Genomic DNA, 17,085 nt, shown 5'->3' on the forward strand with positions numbered 1-17,085 from the left:
AAGCTGATCATGAAGAAATTATCATTCACTATACTGCCGCTGCTATTCCTCGGATTGGGTGCTTTTGCCCAGCCGGCCCCGGACCAGCGCGCACTGCATACCAAAGTGGCCGATGTACTGGCCCGCTTCCCGGCCAATAACAGGGCCGACCTGAATAAATACTTTCAGGAAATTTCCTCCTTCGGTGCCAGCGGCATCAGCCAGATGGCCGATCTGCTCTCAGCCCCCGGCAAAGGCGACAATACCAGAATGGAATACGCCCTGGCCGGCTACGCATTTTATGTAACCGCCCCAGGCCAGGAAAACAACCGTGCCACCGCGGTAAAAGCCTACTCACAGGCTGCCGCCAAAGCTACCAATCCGGAAGTAAAAGCCTTCCTGATCCGCCAGGTGCAAACGCTGGCCGGCAACCCTTCGGTAGCCACGCTCACGCCTTTCCTGGCGGATGAGCGCCTCTGCGATCCTGCAGCCCGTGCCCTCGTGAAAATCAATACCGCAGAAAGTAAACAGGCCTTACTCACTGCACTCGGCACCGCCACCGGCAAGCGTCAGATTACCCTGGTGCAGGCTTTGGGAGATGCCAGCGCCGCTGAGGCCAATGCCGCGATTATCAAACTCGCCTCCGGCAGCAACGGTGACTTAGCCAAAGTATCCAACTACGCACTGGCACGCATCGCTGACCCGGCCGCCGCTAATACGCTTAAAGCCAACGCCGCTAAAGCAGGCTACGGGTACGACCGTACGAATGCCACCGCATCCTACCTCACCTACCTCGCCGCACTGAGCGATAAAAAACTCGCCACCAGTCTGGCTACTGCACTGCTGCCTGTTACCAAAGGTGTTCCGCAGGAAAATGCTTATGTAGCAGCCCTGAACATTCTCAGTGCCAACGACGGCGCTAAAGCACTGGCCACCTGGATTACCGCGACGAATGATAGTCGCCCCCGCGTGAAAAACACTGCCTGGAAACTGATTGCTGCCCACACTGCCACACTCATCCCTGCGCAGCAGGCCATGGTGTTGAAGCAGTTCGGTACCGCAGATAATGTAACCAAAGCTGCGGCGATCCGCATCTTCGCAGATAATAAGGCGGAATACGCCCTGCCTGCCATAACCGGGCTGATGTCCAACCAGGACCCGCAGATCCGAACGGCCGCTATTGACGCGACGGGTCGCATTGGCGGCATTAAACATCTCCCTGTATTAATCACCACCTTTAACTCCAGCGATCCGGCTACAGTAGAAGCGGTGGAAAATGCATTGCTGATCATGCCGGGTTCGGAAGTAGTAACAGCAGTGGCTGCCGCATTTCCTAACCTGACCACGGCTGCTAAATCTGCCGCTATAACGGTACTGGCTGCACGAAAAGCGACAGAACAGGGCAAACTGATCACCGACGCTGCTGCCGGCACAGATGCAAACCTGCGCACGGCCGCCTACAAAGCCTTGCCTGCTATTGCCAATCAGCAAAGTGTACCAGTGCTGGTAACGCTGGTCAACGGTGCTACCAACAGCCTGGAAACCACCGCTGCACAGCAGGCGCTCATCAACGCCGCCATCTCCCCGGAGCAGGCCAAACAATTCATGCAGGCAGCGCCGGCAGCCAGCAAATCCCGCTACCTCGGCGTGCTGGCAGGCATTGGCTCTAAAGACGCACTGGGAGCAGTAGTAGACGCGTTTAATAACGGCGACGCCACTACGAAAGATGCCGCCATCCGCGCGCTGGCCGACTGGTCCAACGCCGATGCCGCCCTGCCGCTCTTAAACATTGCCCGCAATAAGGAGTATGTAGTATACCAGGAACAGGCATTACTGGGCTATGTGGGGTTAGCATCTGCCAAAACAATACCCGCGGATCAAAAGGTATTGATGGTACGTAATGCATTGGACATTACCTCCAGCGAAAAAGTACAACTGAAAGCCTTACAGGTACTCAATAAATGTAAATCCTATAACGCCCTCCTGCTGGCTGGCCGCTACCTGGAATCGCCCAACCTGGGCGCCACAGCTGCCGATGCCGTAATGGATATCGCCCTGGCCGATAAATCCTATGCAGGCCCGGTGGTGAAAACACTCCTCGAAAAAGCAAGTGCACAACTGAAAGGTGGTGATGCCGACTACCAGCGACAGTCTATCCGCAAATACCTCAACGAAATGCCCGCCGGCGAAGGCTTCGTATCCATGTTTAATGGCACGGACCTCAGCGGATGGAAAGGCCTCGTTGAAAACCCGGTTGCCCGCGGGAAAATGACCGAAAAAGCACTGAAGTCTGCCCAAACAAAAGCCAATGAGAAAATGAACAAAGGCTGGTCCGTAAAAGATGGCCTCCTCGTATTCAACGGCGAAGGAGATAACCTCTGTACGGAGAAAAAATATGGCGACTTCGAAATGCTGGTAGACTGGAAGATCACCGCTAAAGGTGATGCCGGCATCTACCTTCGCGGTACGCCGCAGGTGCAGATATGGGACACCTCCCGTACCGATGTGGGTGCTGAAGTAGGCTCCGGTGGACTCTACAACAACCAGTCGAACGTAAGCAAACCACTGGTGCTCGCAGATAATGCCATTGGCGAATGGAATCACTTCCACATCATCATGAAGGGCGACCGCGTAACCGTTTACCTCAACGGTCAGCTGGTGACCAACAACACCATTATGGAAAACTACTGGGAAAAAGGATTACCTATTTTCCCTGAGGAGCAGATTGAATTGCAGGCGCACGGTACCTACGTGGCCTACCGCGATCTGTATATCAAAGAGCTGCCGCGTCCTAAGCCTTTCGTGTTAAGCGCGGAGGAAAAGAAAGCCGGATTCAAAGTGCTGTTTGATGGTACCAACATGCAGGCATGGACGGGTAACACCACCAGCTACATCATGGAAGAAGGCAACCTCGTGATCTACCCTAAATTAGGTGGTTCCGGCAACCTGTTTACGAAAGAAGAGTTTAAGGATTTTATTTATCGTTTCGAATTCCAGCTTACACCTGGCGCCAATAACGGCCTGGGTATCCGCGCTCCTTTGGAAGGTAATGCGGCCTATAATGGTATGGAATTACAGATCATCGACAACGAGGCGGATATGTACAAAAACCTGCACGAGTACCAGTATCATGGCTCCGTGTATGGTGTGATTCCTGCGAAGCGTGGCTTCCTCAAACCCGTAGGGGAGTGGAACTACGAAGAAGTGGTAGTGAAAGGTAATAATGTAAAAGTGATCCTCAACGGTGAAACGATCCTGGATGGTGATATCGCTGCGGCCAGTGCCAATGGTACGTTGGATCACAAGGATCATCCCGGTTTGAAAAATGAAAAGGGGCATATCGGTTTCCTCGGACATGGCGATGTGGTGCGCTTCCGCAATATCCGTGTGAAGTCACTCTAAGCATAAACAAGTTCAAAAAAATAAGGGACAGCCAGTCCCTTATTTTTTTGAACTTGTTTAGCCTATTATCCTTTTAATACCACTACAGATGAAGCTTCTCCGGCAGGCAGATTATCCGAAACTTTCCGGGCTTACTCCCGTCCACTTCTTAAAAGCTCTGCTAAAAGCACTCAGTTCATTATACCCCAGCATCCAGGAAATATCTTTCAATGCAAAATTGCCGGAAGCAATATAGTGTTCCGCCAGGGAACGTTTAACGGTATCGGCTATATGTTGATAGGAAGAACCTTCGTTTTTTAACTGCCGCTGCAGCGTTCTGGCGCTCATATTGAAGTTGGAGGCAATGTCGTTGAGTGAAGCCAGTCCCAGGTAGGAGTTTGCCAGCAGGTAGTTATGTATTCTGGCGCCCAATAGCTGTGTTTTGTTATCAGGTTTAGGGAGATGGGAAGTTTGCTGTAGCAGGATTTCCTGTAACTGATAATTGGCGGTGAGGATAGGCTCTTCCCAGTATTGGGCCGACAACGTAATGCTATATTCTCCATTGGATTTAACGGGCGCGCACCTGAACACGCGTGCATATTCCACAGGGTCTGTCACCTTGTAAGGCAGTGCCACTGCTTTGGGCGTGATTTTCGTTAGCAGCAGCCCGTCCAGTTCATGAATTACGATGACCATAAATACTTCCATCAGCGGATTGATTCCTTCCCGCGTTGTTTGGGTTAGTATTACTTTAAACGTGCCTTTTCCCTGCACAATTTCCATCCGGCATTGGCCGGTAATTACGTGTACCAACGCTGCCGCATGTGTGAGAGCCTCACCCACGGTAGCACTGGATTGAATGATACTGCCTACAATACCTAAAGCGGTTGTTCGCAGAGATTCCCCAAAATGTAATCCGAATAGTTTGTCGCGCGTGAGATGTATCGCATTGGCCCACAGGCTGCCGATTTGCGCAGCAGTGGGAGCGGGGCCGTCTTTTTTCGCCAGTGCCTTTTTATCTATATGCGACAGTTTGCATAACTGCGTGGTATCTACGTTCCGCAGTTCCGCATAAGCAACGATATGTTTCACCAGATCTTTCATGTATTAAAGATAAAGAGAGATTTTGGGTAAAAAGTTACGTTGGCGTAAAGTGGTAAATGATTGTCGTTTTATGGTAAGTAGCCGGGATGCCCGGCATACTACTTTTGCTATATCGAATTAATAAAACAACAAAAAATAGCAAATCATGGAAAACAATGCATTAATCATCGTTACCGCGTTCATTGAAGCCGTTAAAGTATTTGATTTCGAAAAAGTTGCCACCTTACTGCATCCTAAAATAAGATGGGAGCAGCCAGGCGATAATAGGTTCTCCGGGGTTAAAAATTCCATCGAAGAAGTATTTGGCATGTGCGGCGGTATGTTTGAGGTATCTGAGAAAACATTGGCACTGGCAGAGGTGAAATCTTATGCTGTAAATGGCAATGAAGTAGCCGTTTGCCTGGTATGGAAAGCAAAAAAGGGCAATGAGCAGCTGGACGTAATTAACGTGGATGTGTATACGGTGGAAGAAGGAAAAATTACCGCTGCAAAGGTATTCACAGCTGACGAGCAACAGGAAAATACTTTCTGGGGTAATTAATAAAAAAAGGTCCGCCGGCGGCGGACCTCCCCCTGTATGGGACCGAAGGTCCCATACCTGATTTAAAAACTTGTTTCCGGATGCTGATGATTCGCCGCAGGGTCCTGCTGGAAAATTTTTGTCAGCATGGTATACAACTCCGGATGCTTTTCTGCCAGCAGGTCCGGCCTTTCAAAGAAGTATTCGGAAATAACGGCGAAAAATTCGCCTTCATTAGTGGCGCCATACGGATTGATATCGGTATGCCCGGCAGCCATTTGCTGAATTGTTTGATGCACCAGCTTCATCCACGGTATACTGTAGCTGTGTTCCAGGAGGTGGCGTGGCATGCCATCCACATAGCCGTCGGATTTATCCAGCAGGTGTACAAATTCATGAATGGCGGTGTTGTTTTTGTCGGTAACGTTGGAGAATCCTTCCCGGAGCGCGCTGCGGGAGAGTACCATCTGTCCGTTCAGGGAGCCGCTGCCTACCATTCCCAGGATATTACGGCGGTTGCCCTCATACTGATAGCTTTCGTTGAAAGTATCCGGGTAAAGGATAACATTAGTGAGATTAAAATACTCCCAGTCTTTAAACCCAAAGATGGGAATAATTGCACTAGCGGCTACCAGCACACGGTCCAGCGGTTCTACCTCCGTACCTACACCTTCTATTGTAGTGCGTTTCAGGAAGCGCGCTACCTTACTGTTGAACCGTTCTTTATCTGCCTCATCCAGCTGCTGATAGTAGCGTACATGCTCCTGCAGCAAAGGCTTGTAGGTATCGGGAACGGAGTTTTTCAGCTTCTTCCTGCGGACGAAAATATTCCTTACATAAAGGAATAAAATCAGTCCCATCATAATTAATCCAAACAGTACCATCTTATATTCGTCTTGTTAAGTTACTTTCTGAATCCCTTAAACTCGGAGCCATCCTTCCATTTCGGAAAGGTGGTTTCGTTGCTGAGGGTGAGTCCCACATCAAATACCAGCTTCAGGTCTTCAATCATTCCATCCAGTTTCCAGGTGTTGGGATCAAATTCATCTTTTGGTGAATGATAACGTTCACGGTTATACGTGGCAATCTGTTCTTTTGCCCATCCCGGATCCTTGCCGATGGCATTGGTGCCGGGGCCGATGTATAAACCCGGTACGCCTTTTTTCGCGAAGTTGAAGTGGTCGGAGCGGAAGAACCAGCCGCCTTCCGGATGATCTTCCGGAACCGTTACCCTGCCTTGTTTGGCGGCGGCGCGCTGTACGTATTCATCCAGTTCGGATTGTCCTTTGCCGATGACCGTTACATCTTTGGTGCGACCAAAATAGTTCATCACGTCGAGGTTGATGTCGGCCACTGTTTTTGCCGGTGCAAATACCGGGTGACTGGCATAATATTCCGAGCCAAGGAGTCCCTGTTCTTCGCCGGTTACAGCGAGGAAGAGGAGTGAGCGTTCAGGGGCAGGCTTTACCTGCGTAAAGGCGGTAGCGAGGGCAATTAAACCTGCGGTGCCGCTGGCATTATCCACCGCGCCGTTGTAGATGGAGTCGCCATTAATATTTTCCCCAATGCCAAAGTGATCCCAGTGGGCGGAGTATACCACGCACTCCTGTGGTCTTTTAGTGCCTGGGAGAATACCGAGTACGTTATGCGACGTGGATTTCTTAACGGTGTTATTGATAACAAGGGATGTTTGCAGGTGAAGGTCCACCGGTTTGAATCCTTTGTTTTTGGCCTGGTTCATGAGGTCGGGGGAGAGGCCGGCCAGTTGGAAGAGTTTGCGGGCGGATTCCTGGCTGATCCAGCCTTCGAGGATGGTGCGCGACATATTATTATCCGCTGTTTGCAGGTGCAGTTTGGAATTGCTCCAGCTGCTGCGCACTACCTTCCAGGGATAGCTGGCGGCGGCAGTTTCGTGGATGATGATACAGCCGGCAGCGCCCTGTCGGGAGGCCTCTTCAAATTTATAGGTCCAGCGGCCGTAGTAGGTCATGGTGCGCCCCTTAAACAGCGTACTGTCGGCAAATCCCGGGTCATTGACCATTACCACCACTGTTTTCCCTTTTACGTTCAGTCCTTTATAGTCGTTCCAGTTGTATTCCGGAGCCACAATTCCGTAGCCGGCAAATACCAGTTCAGAGTTGGAGAGGGTTACCTGGTTCTGAACGCGGCGGGTGGCGGCTACATAATCATCCAGGTATTTAAGGCTGATGCTTCCTTTCAGGCCTTTGATGACGAGGTCGGAGGCTGGCTGGGAAAAGATATTGACCATGGGCACGTCCTGGAAATAGCTGTTGCCGTTTCCGGGTTTTAAGCCCAGGGCTTTAAACTGTGCAGCGATGTAGTTGATGGAGCTGTCTTCCCCGCGGGTAAACGGTTTACGGCCTTCAAATGCGTCAGATGCCAGCACGCTGATATGCCTGCTGAGTACATCGGCATTGATGGCGCCGGCAGCCGGATTTTCCTGAGCAAAGGCAGGAAGTTGGCCGAGGGAGGCTGCCAGTATCAAAATGGAAAATTTTCTCAAAGCAAAAAGATTTATAGCAAAAATTAGTTGAGTTCGGCAATATTTCCAAATTCGACCGATGGCTTATATTTGTTACATGCAGATAAATATCGCTAAAAAAGTGGCCGCGGAGCAGGCGGCAACGTATATTAAATCCGGGATGACGCTTGGTCTGGGAACAGGCAGCACTGCCTATTACGCCATTATGCGTATAGGCGAAATGGTTAGGGAGGGATTGTCCGTTAAGGCAGTGGCTACCTCCGAAGAATCAGAGGAGCTGGCCCGTGCTCAGGGTATACCCATCATTCCTTTCAGCGAGGTGGATCGTATTCATATTGATATTGATGGTGCAGATGAGGCCAATGCTGCATTGCAGTTGATCAAAGGCGGCGGAGGGGCTTTGTTGCGGGAGAAAATTATTGCGGCAGCATCTGATCAGATGATTGTAATTGCGGATGAGAGCAAGGTAGTGGCGCAGTTGGGCAAATTCCCGTTGCCGGTGGAGATTATTCCATTTGCCTATGAGTTAACCCTGCGCCGGCTCCATCAGCTGCATGCGGCGCCAGCGTTGCGTAAAAAGGGAGATCAGTATTTTGTAACAGATAACGGCAATTACATCGCCGATTGCCATTACGAACGTATTGCAGATCCCGAAACATTGCATGCGCAGCTCAATGATATTCCCGGTGTGGTGGAAAATGGCCTGTTTATAGGCATGGCTCACCTGCTCATCATCGGAAAAGAAGACGGTACTACCCGTGAAATCCGCCGCTAGGCTTTCATTTCCTTGTCCAGGTACGAATGCTTTTTACTGTCTTTGGAGGTTATATAAACCAGTAGGGAGATAAAAATGCAGCCGGTTACATACCAGTAGTAACCGGATTCCATTCCCTTTTGCTTAAAAAACAGGGCGAGTGGTTCCGCTGTGCCGCCAAAAACGGCCACGGTTAATGCGTAGGGGAATCCTACGCCCAGTGCCCTTATTTCAGCCGGAAAGAGTTCTGCTTTAACTACTGCGTTAATACTGGTGTAGCCGGTTACAATGATCAGTGCACCGAGGATCAGCCAGAAGGCGCCCCATACCGTATCAGTATGACTCAGTGTGGTGAGCAGTGGTACGGTGCAAAGGGTGCCCAGTATGCCGAATGCCATGAGTAAGGGTTTGCGGCCTATTCTATCCGAAAGCCATCCTGCCAGCGGTTGCAGGCAGGCATAAATCAGCATCAGGAAAAAGGTGATGGTAGTAGCTTTTTCTATGGTCATATGCACGGTGTTCACGAGGAACTTCTGCATATAGGTGGTGTAGGTATAAAAGGCCACGGTGCCGCCAAGGGTAAGGCCTACCACGGTTAACACCGCCCTGGGATGTTTGGTGAACAGTATTTTAACAGAGCCCTGATCCTTCGATTTTTTCTCTTTTTCAAAGGCGGTGGATTCATGCATGTTTTTACGGAGATATAACACATAGAATGCCAGCAAAGCCCCTATCACAAAAGGAATACGCCATCCCCAGGTATGCAGTTGCTCAGGGGTAAGAAACACTTTTTGCAGCAGCATTTGCACCCCAAGTGCCAGGAGTTGCCCTCCGATCAGCGTTACATACTGGAAACTGGAGTAAAACCCCCGGAGGTCAGCAGTGGCTACTTCACTCAGATACGTAGCGCTGGTGCCGTATTCGCCGCCAACACTGAGGCCCTGGAGGAGTCGCGCCAGGCAAAGCAGCACTGGCGCCAGTAGGCCTATGTCGGTATATCCTGGGGTAAAAGCAATGAGCATAGAGCCGAACGACATCATGAGTACTGACAGCGTCATGGCGGCTTTGCGGCCTTTCCGGTCGGCAATGGTACCAAACATCCATCCGCCGATGGGGCGCATCAGAAAGCCCACCGCAAAGATGGCGGCTGTATTCAGCAACTGGGCAGTATAGCTGCCCTTAGGGAAAAATACAGGGGCGAAGTATAACGAAAAGGTGGAATAGATGTACCAATCGTACCATTCTACCATATTCCCGGCGGAACCGGTCAGTATGGCCTTTATACGCCATGAATCAGGATGTTTCATATGCATACAAATGTATATCTAAAACCTTAAAATGTCTATTCCGTGCAAGGTTTCGTTAAAAAAGAAAAAAATTAGGATGGTAAGCAGATTAGACCTATCTTCGTAACGCTTCTTAAGAATATTGAATTGCATTTCTGTTTGTGATCATCACTTCCCGATCAGCTTTCCACTTTTTTCTTTTAGTTGCGCAGTGAGCCTGCTGAGTTATAATAGGCGAGAATACGTTCACTATTAAAAATTAAATAAATGCAAACAGGTGTTGTAAAATTTTTTAATGAAACTAAAGGTTTTGGCTTCATTAAAATCGAAGGTACGAATCAGGAAATCTTTGTTCACGTATCTGGTATTAAAGAAAGCATCGGCGAAAACGACCGCGTTGTATTCGACGTGGAAGAAGGTAGAAAGGGCCCGAATGCTGTTAACGTAAGATTAGCATAATATTATTCCGATAATAGTTTGGTAATTTAAAAGACCCGCCGTCCACGGCGGGTCTTTTTTTATGCCTGCTACGAAATGCCTTGAACGGATGGACTAACATCGTTTATTCGTCCGCCTCCGGCAATCTTTTTTCTCGCAGCAGCCAAGCAGCTAAGGGATTATGTTTTGTTGGCGGCATTCGTTTAATTCGTCCGCCTCCGGCGGACGAATTAAACGAATGAGGAGAGACCTTCGGTCTCTCCTCATTCGTTTAATTTCCTGAAACAAACTGCAGGTCTTAGCTGCTTACCTGCTTTGCTGCTTTGCGAGAAATAAGATCGCTCTCCTGGCGCCGAAGGCGCCATTAATAATAAAAACACTACTCAAATATCCTCGCAAAATGATTCTCCAAATGATTCCGCATCGCATTCCTTAACATCTCCGCCGACCCGTTTTCAATAATCTCCACCAGCCCTTTGTGCGATACAAACTTCTTCGTTTTAGGCATTTTTTTCAATAGCCCGCTCTTATGTACATAGTCAAAAACCGGCAGCAGCATCTGCTGGAACCGTTTCAGTACCTGGTTGCCGCTGATCTCATATAATTTCCCGTGAAAACGGATCTCCTGTTCTATCTGGAACAGGTGCTGATCCGCTACCGTGGGCTCATCTTCCACAATCGCTTTCAGCGCCGCCACATCTTCCGGCGTTACACGCTCCATAATGAAATCCGCCATGCCTATCTCCAGCGCCAGCCGCATTTCAAAAATCTCACGCAGCGTGTTTTTGTCCATTATTTCAGGATACAAACTCTTTTCCAGCAGTCCCGTGAGGTCCGGGTTGGTGAGTACGGCTCCCCGCTTTTTCTTAGTTTCAATCAATCCCAGCGTTTTAAGGCGGGTAAGGGCCTCCCGCACTACGGTGCGACTAACACCCAGCACATCTGCCAGTTCCAGCTCCTTTGGGATCGAATCACCTACTTTAATATCCTTGCTGATCAGTAACTCAATCAGCTTGCGCTCTACTTTATCCACCAGTGAACTGGTATCAATCGATTGAAGGTTTTTAGTTATTTCCAGGGTACTCATTTATGTCGTACTTAATTTTTTTTGAATGGCTCACCGCTTACTATGAGTAATGTACGGGAACGAAACTCGGACAGATATGGCTCTATTGCACCATTGCCCACCAAAAATAATCGGATTTCTCCTAACTAAAAAAGAAAAAAAACTTGGCTATTTAAAATTCTTTCCTACTTTTAGACTGTATTATGTTATACATAATAATTTCATGCAATTCTAAAAGTCCGTTATGAAGCGCTTTTTTATCAACCAGAAAACAGGCCTGTTAGTGCTGATAGGCCTATGCTATGCCGCAACAACCATAGCTCAGTCGCGGAAGATCACCGGCCGCATACAGGCAAAGGAAGATCAGTCGCCCCTCATCGGTGCCACCGTTAGCGTAAAAGGCACCAACAGAGGCACCCAGGTACTACCGGATGGCACCTACTCGCTGCTGGTAAACCCGGGCGAAACACTCCTCATCCGCTACACCGGCTATCTCCCCCAGGAAATCCTGGTAACCGACAAATCAGAGATCAACGCCAAACTTGAAGCGGATGTACAGAAAATGAATGAAGTAGTGGTAGTAGGCTACGGCACACAGTCCCGCCGAAGCGTGACCACCTCCATCGCCAAACTCGACAAAGAAGTACTCGCCAACGCACCCCGCGCCAACGTTGGAAGCGCCCTCCAGGGAACCGTTTCAGGCCTGCAGGTAGTTACCGCCACCGGCCAGCCGGGCGCTACACCGGTGATCATCCTCCGCGGCGGCGCCTCCATCAACAGCCCCGGCGCCCCACTCACCATTGTGGATGGGGTAGTGCGCTCCTTCGCCGACGTCCCCTCTGAAGATATCGCCAGCATCGAACTGCTTAAAGATGCCGCCGCCACCGCCATCTACGGCGCCCGCGCCAACAACGGTGTGATCCTCATCACCACCAAACAAGGAAAAGCCGGCGTAGCACAGGTATCCTACAAATTCACCGGCGGCTATAATAAAGCCCGCGATGGATACCAGTACATGGGCGCTAAAGATTTCATCTACTACACCCGCCTCGGTTATCTCAACGCAGGCCGCACGCTCAGCCAGGCAAATACCGCCCGCGGCATGGGACTCTCCACCAACCCCGCCGACCTGGCCACCTTCGACATCCGACCCTATAACAGCACCACCGCCTCCCTGCTCAGCAAGGGCTGGGATACCGTGGGCGACCCATACGGCGGCACCATCATTTTTAAAGACCATGGGGGAGAAGTGGAAAATATCGTCTTCCGAAATACCTACACACAAGACCACTACGTAAACGTGACTGGTGGAAACGACAAGGGAAAATATTACGCCAGCTTCGACTATTATAAAGAAGATGGGGTAATCGTAGGCTCCGGCTACAAGCGCTTTTCCGGCGATGTAAATGGCTCCTACAAAGTGAAATCAAACCTGGAAGTAGGTACAGGCGTCAGCATGTCCACCGCCGCACAACTAGGTGTGCTCGCAGGAGAAGTAAACTCGCTCTACCGCAGCATGGCCATCTGGCCCACCTTTAATCCGTGGCTGGATTCCGCCAAAACCTTACCCAACCCGGGTAACAGCGCCTCCGACGGTAACCCGCTCTACTGGCTGCAAAAAACAAAACGCAGCGCCGAAACAAACCGCATCTCGGCCAACGCTTTCGTGAAATGGGACATCATCCCCGGCCTCTACTTCAGAGGAACCGCCAATATGTACCTGTTTGAAAGATTGAACCAGTCCTTCCAACAAGCTACACAAACATATGCCAACATCTTCGCCAACCCTCCCTCGTTCAGTAATACGAAACGGGAGTCGGTAACCGGCTTTGCGCGCGACTTTCAAACACAATACAACGGTATCTTAAACTATACCAAATCCTTTGGTAAACACGACCTCTCCGCGATGGCAGGCGCAGAGTACTTCGGTATCAAATCCCTCGGCCTGCAGGTAGATGGACTCAACGCACCAACGGATGATATTCCTACCGCCAACGCCTCTACGACCTTTAATCCAACTACTTCTTCGTCCGACCCGAATAACAACTATTCGATTCAGTCGGAATACCGCATTCTTTCGTCCTTCGGGCGACTCGCCTACAACTATGATGAGCGCTACCTGCTTACACTGGTGTTCCGCCAGGATGCGGTGTCCAGCCTCGCCAAAAGCAACCGCTCGGGATTTTTCCCCGGTATGTCGCTCGGTTGGAATCTTCACAACGAACCTTTCTATAAAAACCTCGGCATCAGCAAGGTGCTGAGCACCATAAAACCACGCGCCAGCTATGGTGTAAACGGTAACGTGGCAGGCCTCGGCCGCTACGATGTGCAGGGTGTTTACAATCTACAAACCAACTACAACGGCAACGCAGGTTTTCTTAACACCGGCATGGCCAACCCCGAACTGCGCTGGGAAAAAAGTAAAACCACAGATCTCGGCATCGACCTCGGCTTCCTCGATAACCGCATCACCCTGTTATTTGATTATTACAACCGTAAAACCTCCGACCTCCTCACCAACCTGGCACTGCCCAGTTATGTGGGTTTCGATTTCGTAAAAACCAATCTGGGTACTTTCCAAAACAAAGGGTATGAGTTCGAAGTGAATGCCACCGTGCTGCAATCCAACAGTGGCGTACGACTTAACGTAGGCGCCAATGCATCTTTCGTAAAAAATAAAATCCTTCAGCTGCCTTATAATGGCAACGAAAACAACCGCCAGGGCGGCCTTCAGGTATATGATGCCGCTTCCGGAAAAGTGATCTGGGTAGGTGGCCTCCAGGAAGGACAGTCGCTCGGCGATATCTACGGCTACCAACAGGTGTCCATTTTTAAAGATGATAAAGATGTAGCCGCCGTGGCAGGCAACCGCTACGATGCCGTGGCCAAAATTACCGGCCCCAATCTCGCCGCAGGCGCCAATGGCCGCATTACTCCCGGTGATGTAAACTGGCTGGATAAAGACAGAAATGATACCATCGATTCCCGCGACCAGGTATACCTGGGCAACATCTTCCCTAAATGGACAGGCGGGTTCAATGCTACGCTGAGTTACAAGGGGCTGTCGCTGTACAGCCGGTTCGACTTCGCCACCGGCCATACCATTTACAACGACCTGGTAGCCAGAACGCTCGGTAACTACCAGGGAACCTTTAACTACATTGACTTACAAAAGCAGGCATGGTCGCCCACTAACACGGAAACGGATATACCAAAAGTCTACTTCGCCGATCAGGTGGCCGGCTCCAAACAAAATTATACCCGCGCCAATAATGCGAACCAGGTGCTGAACGGCAACAACTCCCGCTTTTACGAAAAAGGGAATTACCTCGCCTGCCGCGAGATCACCCTCAGCTACGAGCTGCCAAAATCATTACTGCAACGCACACACGTACTTTCTTCCACAAGGATGTATGTAAGCGCCAACAACCTGTTTTATGTAACCAGCTTTAGCGGCCCTTCGCCGGAAGCGCCGGTGGACGGTAGCGGGAATATCAGCGGCATCTTCGCCGGTACTTATCCTACGCCACGCTCTTTCGTTCTGGGCGTACAGGTGTCATTCTAAACATTGCAAATACTACCACACATGAAAAAACAAATCATCACCATATTAGGAGCGGCCCTGCTGATGCAGGCCTGCTCCAGCAAGCTGGACCTGACCCCCATCAGCTCCCTCAGCAACGAAAGCTACTGGAAAACACCCGACCAATACGATGCCTTTGTAACCGGCGTGCATACAGCGTTTAGAAATAACAATTCGGCGTTTCAGTCGCTCGGCGAAATGCGCTCGGATATCTTTGGTACGGAAACGGCGCTGGGGCCCTCTTTCACAGGGGAAGCCACACAAGGCACCGAGCGTATGTGGCTGCAAACGATGGACCTGGATGCACCCGGCGTCAGCAACTTCGGTGGCTTTTATTTTAACATTAACCAGATCAATCTGCTGATCAGTAAAGCCAGCAGCACCAACCTGCTCACAGCCGCCAATAAAAATTATTACCTGGGGCAGGCCTATGGTATGCGTGCGTTCTATTACTTTCAACTGCTGCGCTCCTGGGGCAATGTGCTCATCAATACCACACCATCTACCAACATCGATATCAGCAACCTGGCGAAAGCTGCCAGTCCGGCGGAAGACGTGATGAAGCTGATCAAAGCTGACCTGGACAGCTCCGCTAATAACTTCGGAACTGATTACACTTTCCGCAACCAGAAAGGCTTTTGGTCAAAGGCAGCTACACAAATGCTGAAGGCTGAAGTCTACCTCTGGACAAGCTACCGTGGCGGAGGTAATGCGGACGCCACTATCGCCAAAAATGCACTCACGGATATACAAACCAATGTGCCTTCGCTGGGACTGATGGATAATTTCACGGATGTTTTCAGCAGCGCAGGCAAAGGCAACAAGGAAATAATATTTGCCATCCGTTATAAGCTGAACGAGGCCACCATTGGCTTTATCCCCAGCCTGTTCGTGCCGCAATCAGGCCTGATCGCGAACTTCTACGACTCCCTCGCCAACCGGCAGTTTGACGTGGCTACTGATAACTGGGGAGGCCTGCTCCGTGCACCGGTGAAGGTGGCTACTTTCCGGCAGTACAGCGATGCCGACAGCCGCAAATACGCCACTATACAGCCTGCCTATACGAAATCAGGCACCACCTACACCATTACCGGCGCCTTCGCTAAAAAGTACCAGGGAGAACAGAACGCCGGCGCAAGGGCTTACACCAACGATTTTCCAATATACCGTTATGCAGATCTGTTGCTGTTACTGGCAGAGTGTAAAGTGCTGCTGGGCGAAGATCCTGCGGCTGAAATCAATAAAGTAAGGGCACGCGCCTATGGCGTTAATTATACTAACGCTTACGCCTATCCGAACCAGAAAGTGGATGCTGATCCGAAAGAAGCATTACTGCGGGAGCGCCTGCTGGAGTTTGTGTTTGAAGGTAAGCGCTGGTACGACCTGCGCCGCATGGGCGACAACTACGTATACGAACATACGACACTCAAACCTGCCGAAGCATATAAGCTGTTATGGCCTGTCGACAGAAATTCCCTCACCAATAACCGCAGTCTGGTGCAAACGCCCGGATATGCGCAGTTTTAGCATTTATTAAATATCAGATATGACGATCGAGCACCTGCGCAAATTGATTGCTGCACCGTTTACACCCATGCATAAAGATGGTTCGCTGAACCTGTCCATCATCCCGGAATATTATGCCATGTTAAAAAAGAATGGCGTTACCGGCGCCTTTATCAACGGCTCTACCGGCGAGGGCGTATCCACTACCTCGCAGGAAAAAATGCAGGTGACCAGTGCCTGGGCGGCCGCCGCAAAAGGGGATCCGGACTTTAAAGTGATGACCCTCGTAGGTGGCACCAGCCTGCAGGACTGCATAGCGCAGGCATTGCATGCCCGTGAAGCCGGACTCTATGCAGTGTCCCTAACCGCTCCTTTTTACTTCAAGCCTGCCCATGTGAACGCGCTGGCAGAATGCTGCGCTATGGTAGCTGCCGCCGTGCCGGATATGCCGTTTTACTACTATCATATACCGGTGCTCACAGGCGTTGGTTATGCAATGATCGACCTGCTGAAAGCAGTGGATGGGCAGGTGAGCAACTTCGCCGGGGTGAAGTATACCCACGAGGACTTCATGGATTACCAGAGCTGTATCAACTTTCAAAACGGTAAATATGATATGCTGTGGGGGCGGGATGAAAACCTGCTGGCATCCCTGGCAGTAGGCGCCAAAGCGGGTGTAGGCAGTACTTTTAACTATGCTGCACCCTTGTATTATCGCCTCATGGATGCTTTTGCAGCGGGCGACCTCACGCAGGCCCAGCAACTCCAGCAGCTGTCGATCGATATGATCCGCCTGCTGGGAAAATATGGCGGCATTGCTACCGGTAAGGCCTATATGAAAATGATGGGCCTCGACTGCGGGGAGTTCCGGCTACCGGTGAAAAACATGAGCCCTGTTCAGTTTGAGGCATTTCAAAAAGAGGTGACGGCACTCGGTTTTAATGAGTTCTGTTCACGTAAATAAA

At 50.4% G+C, this 17,085-nt stretch carries 12 protein-coding genes; 7 read left to right on the forward strand and 5 right to left on the reverse strand.

Translation table 11 applies throughout. The features are described from left to right. The first annotated feature begins 9 nt into the window (after positions 1–9). Positions 10–3,381, forward strand: a complete 3,372-nt coding sequence (locus BUB18_RS26415; RefSeq protein WP_073086955.1) for a DUF1080 domain-containing protein — start codon at positions 10–12, stop codon at positions 3,379–3,381. A gap of 111 nt (positions 3,382–3,492) precedes the next feature. Here the strand turns inward: BUB18_RS26415 and BUB18_RS26420 are convergent, their stop codons facing one another. Continuing rightward, positions 3,493–4,464 carry an AraC family transcriptional regulator gene (locus tag BUB18_RS26420; RefSeq protein ID WP_073086957.1) on the reverse strand — a complete coding sequence of 324 codons (972 nt, stop codon included), beginning with the start codon at positions 4,462–4,464 and terminating at the stop codon, positions 3,493–3,495. 145 nt (positions 4,465–4,609) lie between these two features. Between BUB18_RS26420 and BUB18_RS26425 the strand changes: the two genes are divergently transcribed. Beyond that, a complete protein-coding gene (locus BUB18_RS26425; RefSeq protein WP_073086959.1) occupies positions 4,610–5,005 on the forward strand; it encodes a nuclear transport factor 2 family protein in 396 nt (131 codons plus the stop codon). A gap of 62 nt (positions 5,006–5,067) precedes the next feature. Here the strand turns inward: BUB18_RS26425 and BUB18_RS26430 are convergent, their stop codons facing one another. After that, positions 5,068–5,847: a M90 family metallopeptidase gene (locus BUB18_RS26430; RefSeq protein WP_218588112.1), complete on the reverse strand. Its 780-nt coding sequence runs from the start codon at positions 5,845–5,847 to the stop codon at positions 5,068–5,070. Between the two features lie 41 nt (positions 5,848–5,888). After that, entirely contained in the window at positions 5,889–7,508 is a 1,620-nt protein-coding gene (locus tag BUB18_RS26435; RefSeq protein WP_073086963.1) for a M28 family metallopeptidase, read from the reverse strand. 76 nt (positions 7,509–7,584) lie between these two features. Here BUB18_RS26435 and rpiA point away from each other — a divergent pair, with 76 nt between their 5' ends. Next, a complete protein-coding gene (gene rpiA / locus BUB18_RS26440; protein ID WP_073086965.1) occupies positions 7,585–8,262 on the forward strand; it encodes a ribose-5-phosphate isomerase RpiA in 678 nt (225 codons plus the stop codon). On the opposite strand, the gene BUB18_RS26445 is transcribed toward rpiA, so the two are convergent. Beyond that, on the reverse strand, positions 8,259–9,548 hold the full coding sequence (locus tag BUB18_RS26445) for an MFS transporter (protein ID WP_245805742.1): 1,290 nt from the start codon (positions 9,546–9,548) through the stop codon (positions 8,259–8,261). The genes rpiA and BUB18_RS26445 overlap by 4 nt on opposite strands. Positions 9,549–9,794: 246 nt before the next feature. Here BUB18_RS26445 and BUB18_RS26450 point away from each other — a divergent pair, with 246 nt between their 5' ends. Then, entirely contained in the window at positions 9,795–9,986 is a 192-nt protein-coding gene (locus tag BUB18_RS26450; protein ID WP_073086969.1) for a cold-shock protein, read from the forward strand. A gap of 358 nt (positions 9,987–10,344) precedes the next feature. Here BUB18_RS26450 and BUB18_RS26455 read toward each other — a convergent pair whose 3' ends face one another. Further along, positions 10,345–11,052, reverse strand: coding sequence for a FadR/GntR family transcriptional regulator (locus BUB18_RS26455; RefSeq protein WP_073086971.1), 708 nt, complete (start codon positions 11,050–11,052; stop codon positions 10,345–10,347). Between the two features lie 223 nt (positions 11,053–11,275). Between BUB18_RS26455 and BUB18_RS26460 the strand changes: the two genes are divergently transcribed. Genes BUB18_RS26460 through BUB18_RS26470 form a run of 3 tightly spaced genes read left to right on the forward strand, consistent with a single transcriptional unit; the run spans position 11,276 to position 17,084 of the window. Further along, positions 11,276–14,596, forward strand: coding sequence for a SusC/RagA family TonB-linked outer membrane protein (locus tag BUB18_RS26460; protein WP_073086972.1), 3,321 nt, complete (start codon positions 11,276–11,278; stop codon positions 14,594–14,596). A gap of 21 nt (positions 14,597–14,617) precedes the next feature. Beyond that, entirely contained in the window at positions 14,618–16,141 is a 1,524-nt protein-coding gene (gene nanU, locus BUB18_RS26465) for a SusD family outer membrane lipoprotein NanU (protein WP_073086974.1), read from the forward strand. A gap of 19 nt (positions 16,142–16,160) precedes the next feature. Beyond that, positions 16,161–17,084: a dihydrodipicolinate synthase family protein gene (locus tag BUB18_RS26470; protein WP_073086976.1), complete on the forward strand. Its 924-nt coding sequence runs from the start codon at positions 16,161–16,163 to the stop codon at positions 17,082–17,084. Position 17,085 lies beyond the last annotated feature (1 nt).

The sequence above is a fragment of the Chitinophaga jiangningensis genome (genome assembly GCF_900142605.1).
Lineage (GTDB): Bacteria > Bacteroidota > Bacteroidia > Chitinophagales > Chitinophagaceae > Chitinophaga > Chitinophaga jiangningensis.

Coding starts and splice junctions, on each gene's coding strand:
- BUB18_RS26415 (WP_073086955.1), top strand. CDS start 10: ATGAAGAAATTATCATTCACTATACTGCCGCTGCTATTCCTCGGATTG.
- BUB18_RS26420 (WP_073086957.1), bottom strand. CDS start 4,464: ATGAAAGATCTGGTGAAACATATCGTTGCTTATGCGGAACTGCGGAAC.
- BUB18_RS26425 (WP_073086959.1), top strand. CDS start 4,610: ATGGAAAACAATGCATTAATCATCGTTACCGCGTTCATTGAAGCCGTT.
- BUB18_RS26430 (WP_218588112.1), bottom strand. CDS start 5,847: ATGATGGGACTGATTTTATTCCTTTATGTAAGGAATATTTTCGTCCGC.
- rpiA (WP_073086965.1), top strand. CDS start 7,585: ATGCAGATAAATATCGCTAAAAAAGTGGCCGCGGAGCAGGCGGCAACG.
- BUB18_RS26445 (WP_245805742.1), bottom strand. CDS start 9,548: ATGAAACATCCTGATTCATGGCGTATAAAGGCCATACTGACCGGTTCC.
- BUB18_RS26450 (WP_073086969.1), top strand. CDS start 9,795: ATGCAAACAGGTGTTGTAAAATTTTTTAATGAAACTAAAGGTTTTGGC.
- BUB18_RS26455 (WP_073086971.1), bottom strand. CDS start 11,052: ATGAGTACCCTGGAAATAACTAAAAACCTTCAATCGATTGATACCAGT.
- BUB18_RS26460 (WP_073086972.1), top strand. CDS start 11,276: ATGAAGCGCTTTTTTATCAACCAGAAAACAGGCCTGTTAGTGCTGATA.
- nanU (WP_073086974.1), top strand. CDS start 14,618: ATGAAAAAACAAATCATCACCATATTAGGAGCGGCCCTGCTGATGCAG.
- BUB18_RS26470 (WP_073086976.1), top strand. CDS start 16,161: ATGACGATCGAGCACCTGCGCAAATTGATTGCTGCACCGTTTACACCC.